The organism is Microbacterium sp. P5_B6 (genome assembly GCF_056400345.1).
Window position 1 is genome coordinate 393,919 of sequence record NZ_JBFULL010000001.1, and the last position, 15,651, is coordinate 409,569.

Sequence of the window (15,651 nt, forward strand, 5' to 3'; positions counted from 1 at the left end):
CTCGTCTCTGCGGAGAGTCCGCCGTGTCTGGGACTGCCCTCGCCGAAGGCGCGGGTCAACGGCCGTGGAAGACGCCGGGGCGCTTCTCGGCGAACGCCGCGCGACCCTCGTGGGCGTCCTCGGTGGCGAACGTCACCGTCTGAAGGTCGCGCTCGTAGCGGATCGCGGCTTCCTGCGGCATGTTCGCGGCCGCGTGCAGGTTGGCCTTGGCGGTCTCGGCCGCGATCGGCGGCCGGCTCGCGATCACCTCGGCGAGCGCACGCGCGCGCGGCAGCAGCTCCTCGGGCTCGACGACGTCGCTCACGAGGCCCCAGCGCAGCGCCGTCGCGGCGTCGATGGGCTCGCCGGTCATGAGCATGACCGCGGCATTGCTCGGACCGACCGACGCTGCCAGGAATGCCGACATCCCGCCCCCGCCGATCCAGCCGAGCGTGATCTCGGGCGCGGCGAAGGTCGCGGTGGACGACGCCAGCCGGATGTCGCAGCTGAGCGCGGTCTCGAGACCACCGCCGAACGCGTAGCCGTTCACCGCCGCGATGACGGGCTTTCGGCACGCGCGGATGGCGTCGCAGTAGTCGGTGCGGTTGCGGAAGGCCCACGGCGTCGGGTACTTGTCGAGCGTGCGGATGTCGCTTCCGGCGCAGAAGGACCGCTCGCCCGAACCCGTGAGGATCACGACGCGCACGTCGTCGTCGGCGTTGAGCGCCTCGATCACCTCGACCAGGCGGTCGGACATCTCCTGGGTGACCGAGTTGAGCTTGGCCGGCCGGTCGATCGTCACGATCGCGACCGCTCGGTCGACGTCGCAGAGCACTCCCTCGGTCATCCCGCCACCTCCGCGGCGGTCGGCGCCGCCGCTGCACCGGCCGCGATCAGCACGTCGACCTCTGCGGTCGAGTATCCCGCCTCGATCAGCACCTCGCGGGTGTGCTCGCCGACCAGCGGAGCACCGCGCTCCACACGGGGCGGGGTCCTGCTGAAGCGGTACGGGAAGCCGGGGGTCTTCACCCGGCCCTCGGTCGGGTGGTCGTACTCGATGAAGGTGCCGTTGTGGATGATCTGCGGGTCGGCCACGAGATCCTCGTAGCCGTAGACCGGCCCCACCCACATGCCGGCGCCGCCCAGTGTCTCGAGCCAGAATGCCGTGGGCTTCTCGAGCAGCTTCGCCTGGACGAGCGATGACAGCTCGTCGCGCTTGCTCCATCCCTCGACCTCGCCGACCCACCCCTCGAAGGCGGGTTCGCCGATCAGCCGCCCGAGCTCCTGAGGGTCGGCGAACGCGAGCGCCAGAAACCCGTCGCTCGTGCGGAACACCCCGTACGGCGCGCGGATGTAGACGTGGGCGTGCGGCTCTTCGCTGCGCTGCTGGGGCTTGCCGCCGACGGTGAAGACCGAGAGCTCCTGCATCTGCAGGGTGGTGACGGCATCCAGCATGTTGACCGTCACCAGTTGCCCCTCCCCCGTCCGCTCGCGATGCAGGAGGGCAGCCAGCACTCCCTCGAACGCGGTCGAGGCGGTGACGGCGTCCGCCAGATACTGACCCGCGGGGGCCGGCGCGTCGCCGGCGCGACCGTGCGAGAGCATGGCACCCGACATCGCCTGCACGAGAAGGTCCTGCCCGGGCCGGTCCCGATAGGGCCCGTCCTCGCCGTAACCCGAGATCGAGACGTAGACGAGGGCAGGGTTGACCGCGCGCAGCGACTCGTAGTCGACGCCGAGGCGCGCAGCGACGCCGGGCCGGTAGTTCTGCAGGAAGACGTCCGCGCCCTCGACGAGCGCCCGCAGCGCGGTCTTGCCCTCGGGACTCTTGAGGTCGAGCGCGACCGAGCGCTTGTTGCGGTTGAGCGAGAGGAACGACACGTTGATCTCGTTGCCCATGGCGCCGCCGGCAGCGGCGAAGCGCTGCCACTCGCCGGCGGTGGGCTCGATCTTGATGACATCGGCGCCGAGGTCGCCGAGGCGCTGTGCCGCGAAGGGCCCCGCCATCGCTATGGAGCAGTCGATGACGCGGTAGCCGCGCAGCACCGCCGGGGTGTCGGTCACGAGATGTCCTTCGGGTCGGGGATGACGTCGACGGTTGCGCCGCCCTGCGCCGATGAGCGGAGCAGGGCGTCGATCAGCTCGACGGAGCGGGCAGCGACGCGGGCGTCGGAGTTGTTCTGCTCACTCGCGCCGGTGATCAGGTCGATGAAGCGGTGCGGGGGCGTGACGCATTCGTAGGCGCCCGCGCCGGGCTCGATGGCGAGCTCCTCTCGCGCGCCGTCGTAGCGGTGCACCCACATGCGCTCGCGCTCGGTGTCGAGCATGAGCACGCCCTCGGTGCCGAAGAGCCGGATGTCGACCTGGTAGGGCTCGTCGTCGGGCAGCGTCGCCGCCCCCGAGAGCGCACCGAGCGCACCGCCCTCGAACGTGATGACCCCGGCGTCGAAGAGATCCACGGCAGCGCCGCCGAGTGACACGCGCCCCGCGACGGTCGCGGCGCGCAGCCCGGTGAGGAAGAAGAGGAGGGCACTGGAGTGCGTGATCTGGCCGTGCGCGTACCCGCCGCCGCGGGCGGGCGACTGCCACGTGGAGACATCGGGGGCGGATCCGGTCTCGGAGTCCCACAGCTTCATGATGTCGGCGGGGTCGCCCGCGAAGAGCCCCCGGGTCGGCGACGCCATATGGCAGAGCACGTGCTGCACGTCGCCGATCAGACCGTCCGCGAGCATCTCCTGCGCCCGCACGGTGAAGTCCTTGTAGTTCCAGCCGTACGGCACCAGGAAGTGCACGCCCATGCGCTCCACGCGCTCCACGAGGTCCCACGCGGCCCGCGGCTCGAGTGTCGTCGGCTTCTCGACCTGCACGTGCAGGCCCCGCTCGATGGCGGCCACCGCGTTGTCGTAGTGCAGGTCGTGAGGCGTCGTGATCACGACCGCGTCGAGCTTCTGGTCGAGCAGCTCCTCGTAGTCCTCGGTCGCCATGCCGAAGCCGAATCGGCGCTGAACCCCCTCGAGAGAAGGGCCCTTGCCGCACACGCCGACGAGCTCGACATCCGCGCGCCCGGCGAGGATCGGGAAGTGATTGCTGGTGGCCCACCAGCCGGCGCCCACTGCACCGACCCGCACCCGCTTCACGCGGCCACCGTGCGCCAGAGGCGGCGACCGTCCGGCGAGATCTCCTCGCGAACCGTGCCCGCCTCGCGCATCCGCTCGAGGTTGCCCGTCACCGGGAAGACCGCATAGTCCAGAGCCCCCGGGCCCCACGGGCCGAGCCGCGCTCCCGCAGCGCGCACCAGCTCGAGCGTCGTCAGCCCGGTCTCGGCACGAGCGAGCAGATCGGTCAGCACGTCGTCGATGTCGCCTGTGTACCGCTCACTGTCGTCGAGGAACGCGTTCGCGGCGGCGCCCTCGTAGACCGGGTAGTGAGCGGTCAGCACGAGGTCGACGTCGAGCGTCCGAAGCGTCTCGATCGATGCGACGTACGGCCCGACATCGCGGTAGGTCGGCGGAAAGGCGGCGCGGCCGTCTGCGAACGGCACAGTGGTCCCCAATGTCGCGTCGCCGATCGCGACGGCGCGATTCGCAGGGTCGAACACGGCGACGTGGCCGGGCGAGTGTCCGGGCACGTGCAGGATGCGAACCGAGCGCCCGCCCAGGTCGAACTCCTCACCACCCGAGAGCACGGTATCCAGGGGCACGAGGTCGGTGACGGATCGCAGGTAGGCCGTCGTCTCGGGAGGGTCGTCGAAGCCGTCCGTCGCGCGGAACTCGCCGTAGCGCTCGTCGATCAGGCGCTGCACGTCCTCGGTCAGCCCCTGGTCGAGACGGTGCGCCATGATGCGGACATGCGGCAGCGCCGCCTTGAGCGCGCCGTTGCCGCCGGTGTGATCGAAGTCGCAATGGGTGTTCACGGCCCAGCGCACGATCCCGGGGTCGATCCCGGCGCTGTCGAGATAGGGCAGGAACGTGTCGGTGATCGATTCCCGGATGCCGGTATCGACCAGCAGCGCCGACTCCGCGCCGACGAAGAGGTAGAGCGCGACGAAGCGCTCGCCGAGCGGCGCCGGGATGCGGTGCAGGCCGGGGCGCAGCTCCATCAGCGCTCCACTCCGTCGAGCACGACCCGAAGGCCGGCGCGCTGCGGGCGATGATGGGGGCCCGCGGGGCTGCGCCATCCGTCCGACGACGACGCCGTGACGATGGCCGCTTCATCGATCCGGATGCCGCTGCCGGGCTCGTCCCCGATCACGATCCCGCCGTCGGCGAACTCGTGGTCGACCACCACCCCCGGCGCGAAGTCGAGCGCCTGCACCTCGGTGGTGAGGTGATTCGGCACCGCGGTCATGGCCGCGGCGACAGCGGGGTTCGCGTTGTAGCCGACGGGGCTGATCGGCAGGTCGCGGGCAGCGGCCACCGTCGCGAGCCGCAGCATGTGGGTGACGCCCCAGATCGCTCCGGCCTGCACGATGTCGGGCGCGCCGGCATCGAACAGCGGACGGAACTGGTCGACGCCCGTCAGATTCTCTCCGGTGGCGACGGCCGATCGGATGCTGGCGCTCAGCCGGGCGTGCCCCACGGCGTCCCAGCGGCGCAGGGGCTCTTCGACCCAGAGCAGGTCGACGTGCTCCTCGATCGCACTGACGTAGCGGACCGCCTGCTTGACCTGCCACGACTCGTTGGCGTCGAGCATCAGTCCCGGCCGCGAGGTGTTGCGGGAGAGGACATCCTCGAGCACCTTCAGACGCCGGAGATCGGCATCCGGATCAAGGCCGCCCTTGAGCTTTCCCGCGACGTAGCCGCGATCGGCGAACGCCCCGTAGAACGTCGCGATCTCATCGTCGGTCAGGGCGATGTCGAGTCCGGACGCATATGCGGGGATGAATCGGTCGCGACCCCCGAGCAGGCGCCACAGCGGTTCGCCGGCGAGCTTCGCCTTGATGTCCCACAGTGCCGCATCGATCGTCGCGACGCCGCCGTACGTGGCGCCGGAATGACCCGCCTTGAAGACCGCGGCCAGCATGCGGTCGAACAGCGCCGACACCCCCCGCGGGTCCTCGCCCAGGATCGCGGGGAAGAGCCGGGCGAGATCGGCGTGCGAACCGATGCCGACGCCTTCGACACCCTCGTCGGTCTCGAGGATGAGGATCGGCACGTCGGTGACCGCATCTTCGATGTGCCCGTTGACGTCTCCCACGGCCCGTTGCCAGTGGTGGCGCGCCGACAGGGTCCGGTAGCCGGTGATCTTCATTCCTTCGTACCCCCCGCGGTCATGCCCTCGACGAGGAATCGCTGGGCGAAAAGGAAGATGATGAGGATCGGCGCGACCGACAGCAGGGTGGCGAGTGCCAGGGTCGGCAGCTGGATGACGATGCTCGACGAGGTCGTCGGGTTGAATGCCGGCACATTGGAGAGCAGGTTCGCGAGTCCCACCTGCACCGGGATCTTCGTCCCGCCGACGACGAGGAACGGCAGGAAGTAGTTGTTCCAGTTGCCGACGAAGCTGAAGAAGCCGACGAGGGCGATCACCGGCGTCGCAAGCGGCATCGCGATCTTCGTGAACACCCGCAGCTCTCCGGCGCCGTCGATGCGTGCGGCGTTGAGCAGGTCGCGCGACACCGCCGTCGAGAAGTAGATGTACGTGAGGTACACGCCGAACGGGAAGAACGAGAACGGCAGGATCACGGCGAGCGGATTGCCGATGAGGTGCAGCGCGCTGAGCTCGAGGAAGACGGGCAGCACGAGCGCCGTGTTCGGGATCAGCATCACGATGAGGGTCGTGACCAGCAGCAGCCGGCGTCCCTTGAACTGGATGAGCGCGAGCGCGTAGCCGGCCGGGATGCTGATGAGCAGCGTCAGCGCGAGGGCGGTGAACGAGTAGAACACGGAGTTGCCGAGCCAGATGGCGAAGACGCCGCTTCCGAACGCGAACAGCTCATTCCAGTTCGCCACGAGCTGGTCGAACGAGCCGAAGGAGAAGGGGCTGTTCAGCAGAAGCTCGTTGTTGGTCTTCGTCGGGGCGAGCAGGAGCCAGACGATCGGCAGAATGAAGAAGACGACGAACCCGACGATCAGCGCGACGACGAGCACGCGCGAGACCCACTGCCTCGGCGTCGCGCCGCCTTGAGGACGGCGGACGGCGATGCCTGCCCTGTCCTTGGTGTCAGTCAATTTCGAACAGCCTTCCGCGGAAGATGAACACGATGGACAGACCGAGCGCCACGACGAGCAGCATGAGCGAGATCGCGGCGGATCCCGAGAAGTCGCCCTGGCGGAACGCGTACAGGTAGGCGAGCTGGTTCAGGGAGTAGTCCTCGGGAACGACGCCCTTCGTGGCCTGCGAGAGCACCTTCGGCTCCACGAAGAGCTGCACTCCGGCGGCGAGCGACATGATCGCCATGTAGCTGATCCACTTCTTGAGCATCGGCAGCTGGATGTACCAGGCCGTCTTCACCGCTCCTGCACCGTCGATGCGCGCCGCCTCCATCACCTCGTGGGGCACATTGTTGAGCGCGCCGTACATGATCACGATCCAGCCGCCGGCTCCGGCCCAGAAGGCGATGACCGTGAACACCACGGGGAGATTCTCGACGGCGACGACGTTGACGAGCTTCTCGAAGCCCATCGCGTGGAGCAGGCCCGACACCGGACTCACGCTCGGATCGAGCACGAAGAGCCACAGCAGCACGCTCGAGGCGCCCGCGATGGCGCCGGGGATGTAGAAGAGGAATCGCGACGCGTTGCTCAGCCACCGCACGCGCACGGCGTGGACGACGAGTGCCAGGACCGTGACCAGCACCAGGAGGCTGATCAGCCAGAAGAACACGTACAGCGCGACGTGTCCGACGGCGGGGAGGAAGCGGTAGTCCCCCATGACCTTGACGAAGTTGTCGATGCCTGCCCACTGGCCGTTCTTGGTGAACGCGAGGTAGACCGCGTAGAGGGTGGGGAGGATCCCGAACGCCAGGAGGAACAGGGTGTAGCCGCTGACGAAGATGTAGCCGTACCGCGCCTGGTGGCGCCCGGCCGCTCTGCGGGGCGCCGCGGCGCTCCGGCGCAGGCCGCGAGGGCCGGCGCCGGAGGCCGTGACGAGCGTGACAGTGTCGGACACTACTTGACCGTGTACCCGTTCACGGTCGCTTCGTTCTCGAGCTCCTTCTGCCAGGCGGGCAGAAGGGACTCGACGGTCTTCCCCTTCGCGATCTCGGGGATGACCACCTTCGCCCACGCCGTCTCGGGGCTCCAGCTCGTGACGTTCCAGCCGTCCCACACCGAGCTCGCAGCATCCGTCATGACCTGCTCGAAGTCGTCGTTGACGAAGTAGCCCGTCTCCGCCTGCTTGGCGAGCCAGCCCTCAGCCGCCGAGGCGTAGGCCGGGTAGCCGGATGAGAGCTCGACCTGGAACTCGTCGGAGCTGGTGACGAACTCGAGGAAGGTCTTGACCGCTTCGAGGTTCTTGGAGTGCCGCGAGGCGTACCAGACTCCGCCGCCGACGTTTCCTGCTGCGACATCGCCGCCATCCCACTTGAGCGGCGCACTCACCCCGATCTGCCCTGCGGGCACCGCGAGGCCGCCCTGGAAGATGGCGCCCGTGTACCAGACCGGTCCGGGAACGCCCACGAGCTTGTCGGCGTAGTTGGAGTTGAAGTCCGCGCTGAACAGGCTGTCCTGGACGAGAGTGCCGTTGGCCAGCATCCCGTCGATGATCTTCGAGATGTTCACCGCGTTCTCATCCGAGGTGTCGGAGTGGAACACGTCCGCTTCGGGCGACTGGAAGACCGGCGACTCCGAGCCGCCGTAGTAGACGTACGTCATGAACGAGTCGCCCATGCTGCCGAGGATGTACCCGGGGTGCTCCGCGGCGAGCTTGTCGCCGAGCTCCCCGTACTCCTCCCACGTGGTCGGCACGTCGTAGCCGAACTCGTCGAGCAGGGGCTGGTTGTAGTAGAAGACCGTCTGGGCCAGGTCGTTGCGCAGGCCGTACTGAACACCGTCGATCGTCGTGATGTCGTTCGCGCCGGGCACGAAGCCGTCGAGGAAGTCCTGGTCGAACAAGCCCTTGTTCAGGGGGGCGGCGAAGCCCTGCTCGCCGTTCGGGGTCTCCTTCGACGCCCAGATCGCGTCGTTCTGCTGGGTCGAGAACACCACGTCGGGCCAGCCCTCGCCGGCCTGGTCCATGAGGGTGATCTTGCTCTGGAACGACCCGCTGCCGCCGGCGTTGCCGTCGTAGGTCTCGAACTCGATCGGAGTGTCGGGGTTGGCCTTCTTGAAGGCGGTGACCGCGGGCTCGCGGGCGGCGTCCACCCACACCGTGATGGGGCTGTCCTTCACCTGCTCGGCCGTCGTGAAGCCGTACTCGCTGTCTGCTGCGGAGTCACCTCCGCCGTCGCCGCCGGAGCAGCCGCTGAAGACCAGCAGGCCCACGGTGGCGGCGGCCGCCACCGAAAGCGCCCGTATGGCGGGGCGGAGGGCGGACGATTGCTGTGACATATCGCATCCTTTACTGATCGGCGTCACTGGCGACAGATGTCGGGCGGTTGAAAGTACATCACACGTATGATGTATTAGCAATGGCCCTTCGCGGGCCGTGCGAGGGAGAACTCCATGGGTAGGCTGACGCCATGATTCCCGATCGGCCGATCGTGCCGACCATCTCCGCGCGGGAGAAGGCCCCGCGCCTGGGGGTGACCGTCGTCGCGGAGCTCGTCGACGCGATCGTCCGCGGCGACCTGCCGCCGGGAACGACCCTTCCCCCCGAGTCGGTGCTCTGCGAGCAGTTCGCGGTCAGCCGGACGGTCATCCGCGAATCGGTCAAGCGGGTCGAGGAGAAGGGGCTCGTGACCGTGGCACAGGGACGAGGGACTCAGGTCGCTCCGGTCACCTCATGGAAGATGGTCGACGAGACCGTGCTCGCGGCGCTCGTCGCGAACGACGCGACCCTCGGCACGCTCGATGACCTGAGTGTCGTGCGGGCGGCACTCGAGGCCGTCATCGCACGGGATGCCGCCGCCCATCCTTCTGTCGAAGACATCGCACGACTGGGTGACGCCCTGAACCTCATGCGCGAGACCATCAAGGACCAGGCCGAATTCGGCCGAGCCGATGTCGTCTTCCACTCCATCGTGGGCCAGATGGCGACGAACCGGCTGGCGGACTCCATCGTCAAGACCCTCTTCGCCCAGGCGCTGGCGTCTACTCGCTACTCTCTGCGCAGCCAGCTCGATGTCACGCTGCACGAGCACGAGGCCATCTACGACGCGATCGCCGCCGGGGATCCCGACGCCGCCGAGCAGGCGATGCGGAGGCACATCCTCGATGCGTGGCAGCGTCGCCGGCCGCCCCGCGTCGACGAGGCCGCCGAAGCGGGGTGACCTCGGCCGTGCTCGTGCACGACCTCGCCGGGGCGCACCGCGCACTGACCGCCGCTGGCGGAGGAGCTGTCGCCGATCGGAGGGGGCGCCGGGCCGCGGCATCCTCCGATCGAGGACATCTCCTCCCGAACTCGTCAGGCGGCGATGCCGGCTGGCACCCGCTTCACGGGTGCCAGCTGCGGCGCCGGATCGTCAGTGTCGATGAAGACCCCATTGCTCGAAGACGCCTCCCGCGCGAGTCGCTGAAGATACTCCGGGTCGAGCTGCTGGGCCTCGGCGGAGTCGAAGACGAACTTCATGGGGATGGCGGGCTGCATCCAGATGGACGTCCGGCCCTCGCCGGATTCCGAGGGATGCCGCCAGGTCATGGTGAAGCTCTCGCCGCGGCGCAGCTTCGATGTGGCGAGCACTCTGATGTGCGCGAGGACCCGGTCCGGGAATTCAACGGGCTGCGATTCGGACCCGTAGTAGAGGTGTCCCACCGTGCTCACTTTCCTTTCGTCGTCGCTGTGCCGGAACGTCTGCAACAAGTTCTACGTCTTAGTACAGAATCTGTCAATCCCACCGAGTAAGAATCTCGCGGTGTGTGTAAATTTGCGATCGTCACACGCGGTGGTGCTATCGTGTGGAACGTAGATTCCGGACGACGGCCGCACGAGCGAGAGTGGGGGCTCAGGGGCGCCGGACCAGCGTGAGAGGAAGCCATGCCGAAGACAGTCGTACGGCACGAGACCGAGCATCTTTATGCGGAGGCGCCGAGCAGCGAACCCGGTCGCGCCCTGACGTCCGCGATCCTGAGGCTCTGGCGCGCCGAGCGCGCCCAGGCCGAAGAGGCGCTCCGCGCGACCGGACTCTCGAGCCTCGACCTCACGGCGCTGCGCTACCTCGTGCAGGGCTATCGCGACGGACGAGACCTCAGCCCGAAGGATCTCATCGTCATGCTCGACAGCTCCAGCGCCACAGTGACCAACGTCGTGGAGCGACTCGTCAGCCGCTCCTATGTCACCCGCGTACAGCATCCCACCGACCGGCGCGCGCACTACCTCGTGCCCACCGAAGAGGCGATCTCACGCGTCGACGAGTCCCTGGGCGCGCACCATGGCGCCATCGTCCGCGTCATCGAAGGCCTGCCCGCGTCGGATGTCGAGGTGAGCGCCGGTGTGATCGCGAAGATCGCCGACGCACTCGAGGAGCTGACGGCGACCGCCTGACTCAGGCGCCTCGCGACCCCGCCTCGGTGGAGCCGACATCCGTGCGGTGGAAGTTCTGGAACGAGCGGGATGCTGTCGGCCCCCGCTGGCCCTGATAGCGGTTGCCGTAGGGGCCCGAGCCGTACGGGTTCTCGGCGGGCGATGACAGGCGGAAGTAGCAGACCTGCCCGATCTTCATGCCTGGCCAGAGCTTGATCGGCAGCGTCGCGACGTTCGACAGCTCGAGGGTCACGTGCCCCGAGAACCCGGGGTCGATGAAGCCCGCCGTCGAGTGCGTCAGCAACCCGAGCCGGCCGAGCGACGACTTGCCCTCGAGCCGAGCGGCGACGTCATCGGGCAGGCTGATCTGCTCGAAGGTCGAGCCGAGCGCGAACTCGCCCGGGTGGAGGATGAACGGCTCGTCCGGCGCCACCTCGATCAGACGGGTCAGGTCGGGCTGATCCTCGGCGGGGTCGATGTAGGGGTACTTGTGGTTGTCGAACAGCCGGAAGTACCGGTCGAGCCGCACGTCGACGCTCGAGGGCTGCACCATGGCGGGATCCCACGGGTCCAGCGCCATCCGCCCCGAGTCGATTTCGTGGCGGATGTCGCGGTCCGAGAGCAGCATTCGACCAGCCTAGGGCTCGGGATGCCGGTCCCCGGCGGGGTTTCCCTCGCCCTGACCCCCTCCCGGCGTCGGGCAGACCCCGAGAGGTAGCCTCGTCCTATGGCCTCTCCCGCACCGTCACCCGCGTCGCGGTGGGAGACGCTCGCGCCGGAGGCCGTTGCCGAACTGCTCGCGCACTCCGACGCCAGGTGGTGGCTGTCCGGCGGCGCCGCCCTCGACCGCTGGCTCGGCAGCCCGATCCGCGAGCGCGCCAACACCGACATCAGCACGACCTGGGGCGACCTGGCGAAGCTGCTGGCGGGCCTGCCGGCACCCCTCAGCGCGTGGGTGGCGTCGGGCGACGGGCTGGTCGCCTGGGCTGACCTGCCGGAGGGCGCTGACCCTCAGCCCGTGCTCGTCCACGACGATGCGATCGGTGCGTGGGTGCTGCAGGTGAACGTCGAGGACGGCTCCGAGCAGCGCTGGGTCTACCGGCGCGATGCGAGGCTTCAGCTGTCGTGGGATGCCGCGGTGCTCGACATCGACGGGATTCCGACCGGGGCTCCGGAGATCCAGCTGGTGTGGAAGGCGCTGCGGCCGCGGCCCGAGGACGACATCGACAAGGATGCCGTGCTCCCCCGCCTCTCGGAAGAGGCGCGCAGCTGGTGGGAGCGCGCGCTCCTCTCGCTCCATCCGCACTCGACCTGGGCCATCCACGTGCGCAGCCCGATGTTCCCTGCGCGAGCGAGCTGGAACCGCAACAGGAGCTAGCGCTCCGGCCTGCCGCGCAGCTCCTCTGAGACCACCGCATCGAACACCAGTGACCGGAACCACCGCTGTGCCGGCGAGAGTCCCTCATCCGAGCGCGTGTACAGCGCAACCGGCGAGCTGTGCCCCGGCCAGGGGAGCTCGGCGATCTGAAGGTCGGGGAACCAGCCGCAGAAGACCTCGGCGACGTGACGCGGCAGCATCACCACCAGATCGGTCGCGAGGAGGACCGCGGGCACCGTCGCATACTCCTCCACCGTGAGGGCGACCTGCGGCAGGAGCTCGTGCTCGACCAGCGCCTGGAGAGGGAAGAGGTGGCCGCCGCGAGACGACACCTGCACGAACCGGCGACCCGAGAACATGTCCGGCCCGATCACAGGAAGCGGGTGCGTCTTCGACGTGAGGGCCACATACTCGACCGCGCGTACCGTGGTGCGCCACAGGCGCGGGCTGACCATCACCGACACCGTGATGGCGAGGTCGATGGTGCCGCGCACGAGCCCCTCCTCGACCTGGTCGGCATCCAGCCGCTCGACCCGGAGGTGCGGACTCGAGGTGGCTCGGGCGAGGGCTCCGATGATCGGGGGAAGGAACGTCTGCTCGCCGATCGAGGTCAGTCCGAGCGCCAGCTCGCCGGTGAAGCTGGCAGGGTCGAAGGGGTCCGCGCCGCTCACCGTGGCGTCGATCTTCGCGAGCGCCTCATGCAGGGGTCCGAAGAGCTGCGCGGCCCGGGATGTCGGCACCATGGTGTGGCCCTCACGCCGGAAGAGGTCGTCGCGGAACCTCTCGCGAAGCCGCGCGAGCGTGTAGCTGACAGTGGGCTGCGTCACATGCAGCTGCTCCGCGGCGGCGGTCAGGCTCCGGAGCTCGTAGAGAACCACGAACGTTCGGAGCTGGTTCAGATCGGCGATGGCCACGCATAGATCCCCTCTATAGGGTGTGCCTTTCGAATCTATTGGACCACAGCTTTAAAGCCGCCTATCGTCGAGGCAGCGGCATCCTTCACGACAGCGCCCGTTGCGAAGCGACTCCCGCCCCGATCTTTCAGTGACGAGGACGCGCGTTGATCATCGACATCCACGGCCATTACACGACCGCTCCGGCTCAGCTCGGGGCGTGGCGCGACCTTCAGGTCGCGTTCACGGAGGGCCACGGTGAAGCGCCGGACCCGGCATCCCTGCAGATCAGCGATGACGACATCCGCGAGACGATCGAAGCGAATCAGCTCAAGCTCATGAACGAGCGCGGGAGCGACCTGACCGTCTTCAGCCCGCGCGCCTCGTTCATGGCCCATCACATCGGCGATCTGTCGGTCAGCGAGACGTGGGCGCGCCTGTGCAACGACCTCTGCGCGCGGGTCAGCGAGCTGTACCCGGACCGCTTCCTCACGGGCGCGATGCTGCCCCAGTCCCCCGGCGCCGCCCCCGAGACGAGCGTCGCGGAGCTCACGCGCGCCGTGGAAGAGCTCGGGGCCGTGACGGTGAACCTCAACCCCGATCCCACGGGCGGGAAATGGACCTCGCCGCCGCTGACGGACCGCTCCTGGTATCCGATCTACGAGAAGCTCGTGGAGTACGAGATCCCCGCGATGGTGCACGTGAGCACGTCGTGCAATCCGGCCTTCCACACCACCGGAGCGCACTACCTCAACGCCGACACCACCGCGTTCATGCAGCTTCTGCAAGGGGATCTCTTCCGCGACTTCCCCGATCTGAAGCTGGTGATCCCGCACGGCGGCGGGGCAGTGCCGTATCACTGGGGCCGCTTCCGCGGGCTCGCGATGGCGCTGGGCAAGCCCGAGCTCGAGGAGCACCTGATGGGCAACGTGTTCTTCGACACCTGCGTCTACCATCAGCCGGGAATCGACCTGCTGACGTCCGTCGTCCCGACCGACAACATCCTTTTCGCCAGCGAGATGGTCGGCGCCGTCCGCGACATCGACCCGCGCACGGGTCATCACTTCGACGACACCAAGCGCTACATCGACGCCACCCCCAACCTCGATGCCGCCCAGCGCGCGCAGGTGTACGAAGCGAACGCGCGCCGCGTCTACCCGCGCGTCGACCGCGCCCTGACCGCTCGCGGACTGTGAGCAGGAGAGAGCCATGCGACTGAACAACCTCGGCATCGTCCGCACCCGGATCGAGCGTCCCGACCCTCACGACGTGGCCCGTCTCTCGGCGTTCGGCGTCGCGACGATCCACGAGGCGATGGGACGCGTCGGCCTGATGCGGCCCTACATCCGTCCTGCCTACCGCGGTGCGAAGCTGTGCGGCCCTGCCGTCACCGTGCTTCTGCAGCCCGGTGACAACTGGATGTTCCACGTCGCTGCCGAGCAGGTGCAGGAGGGCGACGTCGTCGTCGCCGGCTGCACCACCGAGAGCGAGGACGGCTTCTTCGGCGACCTGCTGGCCACGTCCCTGATGGCGCGGGGATGCCGGGGCCTGGTGATCGACGGGGGCGTCCGCGATGTCGCCGACCTCGAGTCGATGGACTTCCCCGTCTTCTCGCGCGCGATCAACGCCAAAGGCACGGTCAAGGCCACGCTCGGCTCGGTGAATGTGCCGGTCGTCGTCGCGAACGCCGTCGTGAATCCCGGCGACGTCGTCGTCGCGGACGTCGACGGGGTCGTGGTGGTGCCCCGCGATCTCGTAGGAGCCGTCGCCGACGCATCCGCCGCGCGCGAAGCCAACGAGGGGTCCAAGCGCCAGAAGTTCCGCGACGGCGTGCTCGGCCTGGATCTGTACGGCATGCGCGAGCCCCTCGCCGCCGCCGGCCTCGAGTACGTGGAGGACTGACGATGGCGCACGGCGACACGAGCGGCGGCTTCGAGAAGACCCCCGGCTGGCTGGACTGGTACGACGGCCCCGCTACCCCGACGTTCCGGGTGCCCGCGGGCGCTGTCGATGCCCACTGCCATGTGTTCGGCCCCGGGGAGCAGTTCCCGTACGCGCCCGAACGCAAATACACCCCCTGCGACGCGTCGGCCGACCAGCTGTTCGCACTGCGGGATCACCTCGGCTTCGACCGCAACGTCATCGTCCAGGCCACATGCCACGGTGCCGACAACAGCGCCCTGGTGGACGCCCTCCGCCGCAGTGGGGGACGGGCCCGCGGGGTCGCGACCGTGCGCCGCGATGTCACGGCCGAGGAGCTCGCCGAGCTGCACGACGCCGGGGTGCGCGGCGTGCGCTTCAACTTCGTCAAGCGTCTCGTCGACCGCGTCCCCACTGACGCTCTCGAGCAGATCGTCGCGAAGATCCAGCCGCTCGGATGGCATGTCGTCATCTACTTCGAGGCGGAGGACCTGCCCGAGCTGTACGACTTCTTCGCGTCGATCCCCACCGACATCGTCGTCGACCACATGGGCCGGCCCGACGTGACCAAGGACCCGCACGGTCCGGAGTTCGAGCTGTTCCTGCGCTTCATGCGGGAGAACCCCACTGTGTGGACCAAGGTCTCCTGCCCCGAGCGACTCAGCGTCTCGGGACCTCGCGCACTGGACGGCGAGCAGCACGCCTACGCCGACGTCGTCCCCTTCGCTCGCCGCGTGGTCGAGGAGTTCCCCGATCGCGTGCTCTGGGGGACGGACTGGCCGCACCCCAACCTCAAGGACCACATGCCCGACGATGGGCTGCTGGTCGATTTCATCCCGCAGATCGCCGGGACACCCGCCCTGCAGCAGAAGCTGCTCGTGCACAATCCACGCCGCCTCTACTGGCCCGAAGGAGCATGAC

At 68.5% G+C, this 15,651-nt stretch carries 17 protein-coding genes; 6 read left to right on the forward strand and 11 right to left on the reverse strand.

Annotation, left to right across the window (positions count from 1 at the left end):
- Window positions 1-55: 55 nt before the first annotated feature.
- Genes AC1DP3_RS01705 through AC1DP3_RS01740 form a run of 8 tightly spaced genes read right to left on the reverse strand, consistent with a single transcriptional unit; the run spans window position 56 to window position 8,468 of the window.
- On the reverse strand, window positions 56-826 hold the full coding sequence (locus tag AC1DP3_RS01705; protein ID WP_477290637.1) for an enoyl-CoA hydratase/isomerase family protein: 771 nt from the start codon (window positions 824-826) through the stop codon (window positions 56-58).
- The gene (locus tag AC1DP3_RS01710) at window positions 823-2,043 is read right to left on the reverse strand and encodes a CaiB/BaiF CoA transferase family protein (protein WP_477290639.1); all 1,221 of its coding nucleotides are present in this window, start codon (window positions 2,041-2,043) and stop codon (window positions 823-825) included. Before AC1DP3_RS01710 ends, AC1DP3_RS01705 begins: the two co-directional genes overlap by 4 nt.
- A complete protein-coding gene (locus AC1DP3_RS01715; RefSeq protein ID WP_477290641.1) occupies window positions 2,040-3,116 on the reverse strand; it encodes a Gfo/Idh/MocA family protein in 1,077 nt (358 codons plus the stop codon). The genes AC1DP3_RS01710 and AC1DP3_RS01715 overlap by 4 nt, the downstream gene beginning before the upstream one ends.
- On the reverse strand, window positions 3,113-4,078 hold the full coding sequence (locus AC1DP3_RS01720) for an MBL fold metallo-hydrolase (protein ID WP_477290643.1): 966 nt from the start codon (window positions 4,076-4,078) through the stop codon (window positions 3,113-3,115). The genes AC1DP3_RS01715 and AC1DP3_RS01720 overlap by 4 nt, the downstream gene beginning before the upstream one ends.
- The gene (locus tag AC1DP3_RS01725; protein WP_477290645.1) at window positions 4,078-5,229 is read right to left on the reverse strand and encodes a mandelate racemase/muconate lactonizing enzyme family protein; all 1,152 of its coding nucleotides are present in this window, start codon (window positions 5,227-5,229) and stop codon (window positions 4,078-4,080) included. The genes AC1DP3_RS01720 and AC1DP3_RS01725 overlap by 1 nt, the downstream gene beginning before the upstream one ends.
- Window positions 5,226-6,149 carry a carbohydrate ABC transporter permease gene (locus tag AC1DP3_RS01730; protein ID WP_477290647.1) on the reverse strand — a complete coding sequence of 308 codons (924 nt, stop codon included), beginning with the start codon at window positions 6,147-6,149 and terminating at the stop codon, window positions 5,226-5,228. Before AC1DP3_RS01730 ends, AC1DP3_RS01725 begins: the two co-directional genes overlap by 4 nt.
- On the reverse strand, window positions 6,142-7,089 hold the full coding sequence (locus AC1DP3_RS01735; RefSeq protein WP_477290649.1) for a carbohydrate ABC transporter permease: 948 nt from the start codon (window positions 7,087-7,089) through the stop codon (window positions 6,142-6,144). The genes AC1DP3_RS01730 and AC1DP3_RS01735 overlap by 8 nt, the downstream gene beginning before the upstream one ends.
- The gene (locus AC1DP3_RS01740; RefSeq protein ID WP_477290651.1) at window positions 7,089-8,468 is read right to left on the reverse strand and encodes an ABC transporter substrate-binding protein; all 1,380 of its coding nucleotides are present in this window, start codon (window positions 8,466-8,468) and stop codon (window positions 7,089-7,091) included. Before AC1DP3_RS01740 ends, AC1DP3_RS01735 begins: the two co-directional genes overlap by 1 nt.
- Window positions 8,469-8,599: 131 nt before the next feature.
- On the opposite strand from AC1DP3_RS01740, the gene AC1DP3_RS01745 reads away from it, so the two are divergent.
- Window positions 8,600-9,349 (forward strand): FadR/GntR family transcriptional regulator, encoded by a 750-nt coding sequence (locus AC1DP3_RS01745; RefSeq protein WP_477290653.1) that lies wholly within the window; start codon window positions 8,600-8,602, stop codon window positions 9,347-9,349.
- A gap of 134 nt (window positions 9,350-9,483) precedes the next feature.
- Here AC1DP3_RS01745 and AC1DP3_RS01750 read toward each other — a convergent pair whose 3' ends face one another.
- Window positions 9,484-9,840 (reverse strand): DUF7882 family protein, encoded by a 357-nt coding sequence (locus AC1DP3_RS01750; protein ID WP_477290655.1) that lies wholly within the window; start codon window positions 9,838-9,840, stop codon window positions 9,484-9,486.
- A gap of 213 nt (window positions 9,841-10,053) precedes the next feature.
- Between AC1DP3_RS01750 and AC1DP3_RS01755 the strand changes: the two genes are divergently transcribed.
- Window positions 10,054-10,560 (forward strand): MarR family winged helix-turn-helix transcriptional regulator, encoded by a 507-nt coding sequence (locus tag AC1DP3_RS01755; RefSeq protein ID WP_477290657.1) that lies wholly within the window; start codon window positions 10,054-10,056, stop codon window positions 10,558-10,560.
- 1 nt (window position 10,561) lies between these two features.
- Here AC1DP3_RS01755 and dcd read toward each other — a convergent pair whose 3' ends face one another.
- Window positions 10,562-11,167: a dCTP deaminase gene (gene dcd / locus AC1DP3_RS01760; RefSeq protein WP_477290659.1), complete on the reverse strand. Its 606-nt coding sequence runs from the start codon at window positions 11,165-11,167 to the stop codon at window positions 10,562-10,564.
- Window positions 11,168-11,266: 99 nt separating this feature from the next.
- Here dcd and AC1DP3_RS01765 point away from each other — a divergent pair, with 99 nt between their 5' ends.
- Entirely contained in the window at window positions 11,267-11,917 is a 651-nt protein-coding gene (locus AC1DP3_RS01765; RefSeq protein ID WP_477290661.1) for a hypothetical protein, read from the forward strand.
- Here the strand turns inward: AC1DP3_RS01765 and AC1DP3_RS01770 are convergent.
- Window positions 11,914-12,831 (reverse strand): LysR family transcriptional regulator, encoded by a 918-nt coding sequence (locus tag AC1DP3_RS01770; protein ID WP_477290663.1) that lies wholly within the window; start codon window positions 12,829-12,831, stop codon window positions 11,914-11,916. The genes AC1DP3_RS01765 and AC1DP3_RS01770 overlap by 4 nt on opposite strands.
- A gap of 146 nt (window positions 12,832-12,977) precedes the next feature.
- Between AC1DP3_RS01770 and AC1DP3_RS01775 the strand changes: the two genes are divergently transcribed.
- Genes AC1DP3_RS01775 through AC1DP3_RS01785 form a run of 3 tightly spaced genes read left to right on the forward strand, consistent with a single transcriptional unit; the run spans window position 12,978 to window position 15,650 of the window.
- Window positions 12,978-14,006, forward strand: a complete 1,029-nt coding sequence (locus tag AC1DP3_RS01775; RefSeq protein WP_477290665.1) for an amidohydrolase family protein — start codon at window positions 12,978-12,980, stop codon at window positions 14,004-14,006.
- A gap of 13 nt (window positions 14,007-14,019) precedes the next feature.
- A complete protein-coding gene (gene ligK, locus AC1DP3_RS01780; protein ID WP_477290667.1) occupies window positions 14,020-14,712 on the forward strand; it encodes a 4-carboxy-4-hydroxy-2-oxoadipate aldolase/oxaloacetate decarboxylase in 693 nt (230 codons plus the stop codon).
- Window positions 14,713-14,714: 2 nt separating this feature from the next.
- On the forward strand, window positions 14,715-15,650 hold the full coding sequence (locus AC1DP3_RS01785) for an amidohydrolase family protein (protein ID WP_477290669.1): 936 nt from the start codon (window positions 14,715-14,717) through the stop codon (window positions 15,648-15,650).
- The last annotated feature ends 1 nt before the right edge of the window (window position 15,651 follow it).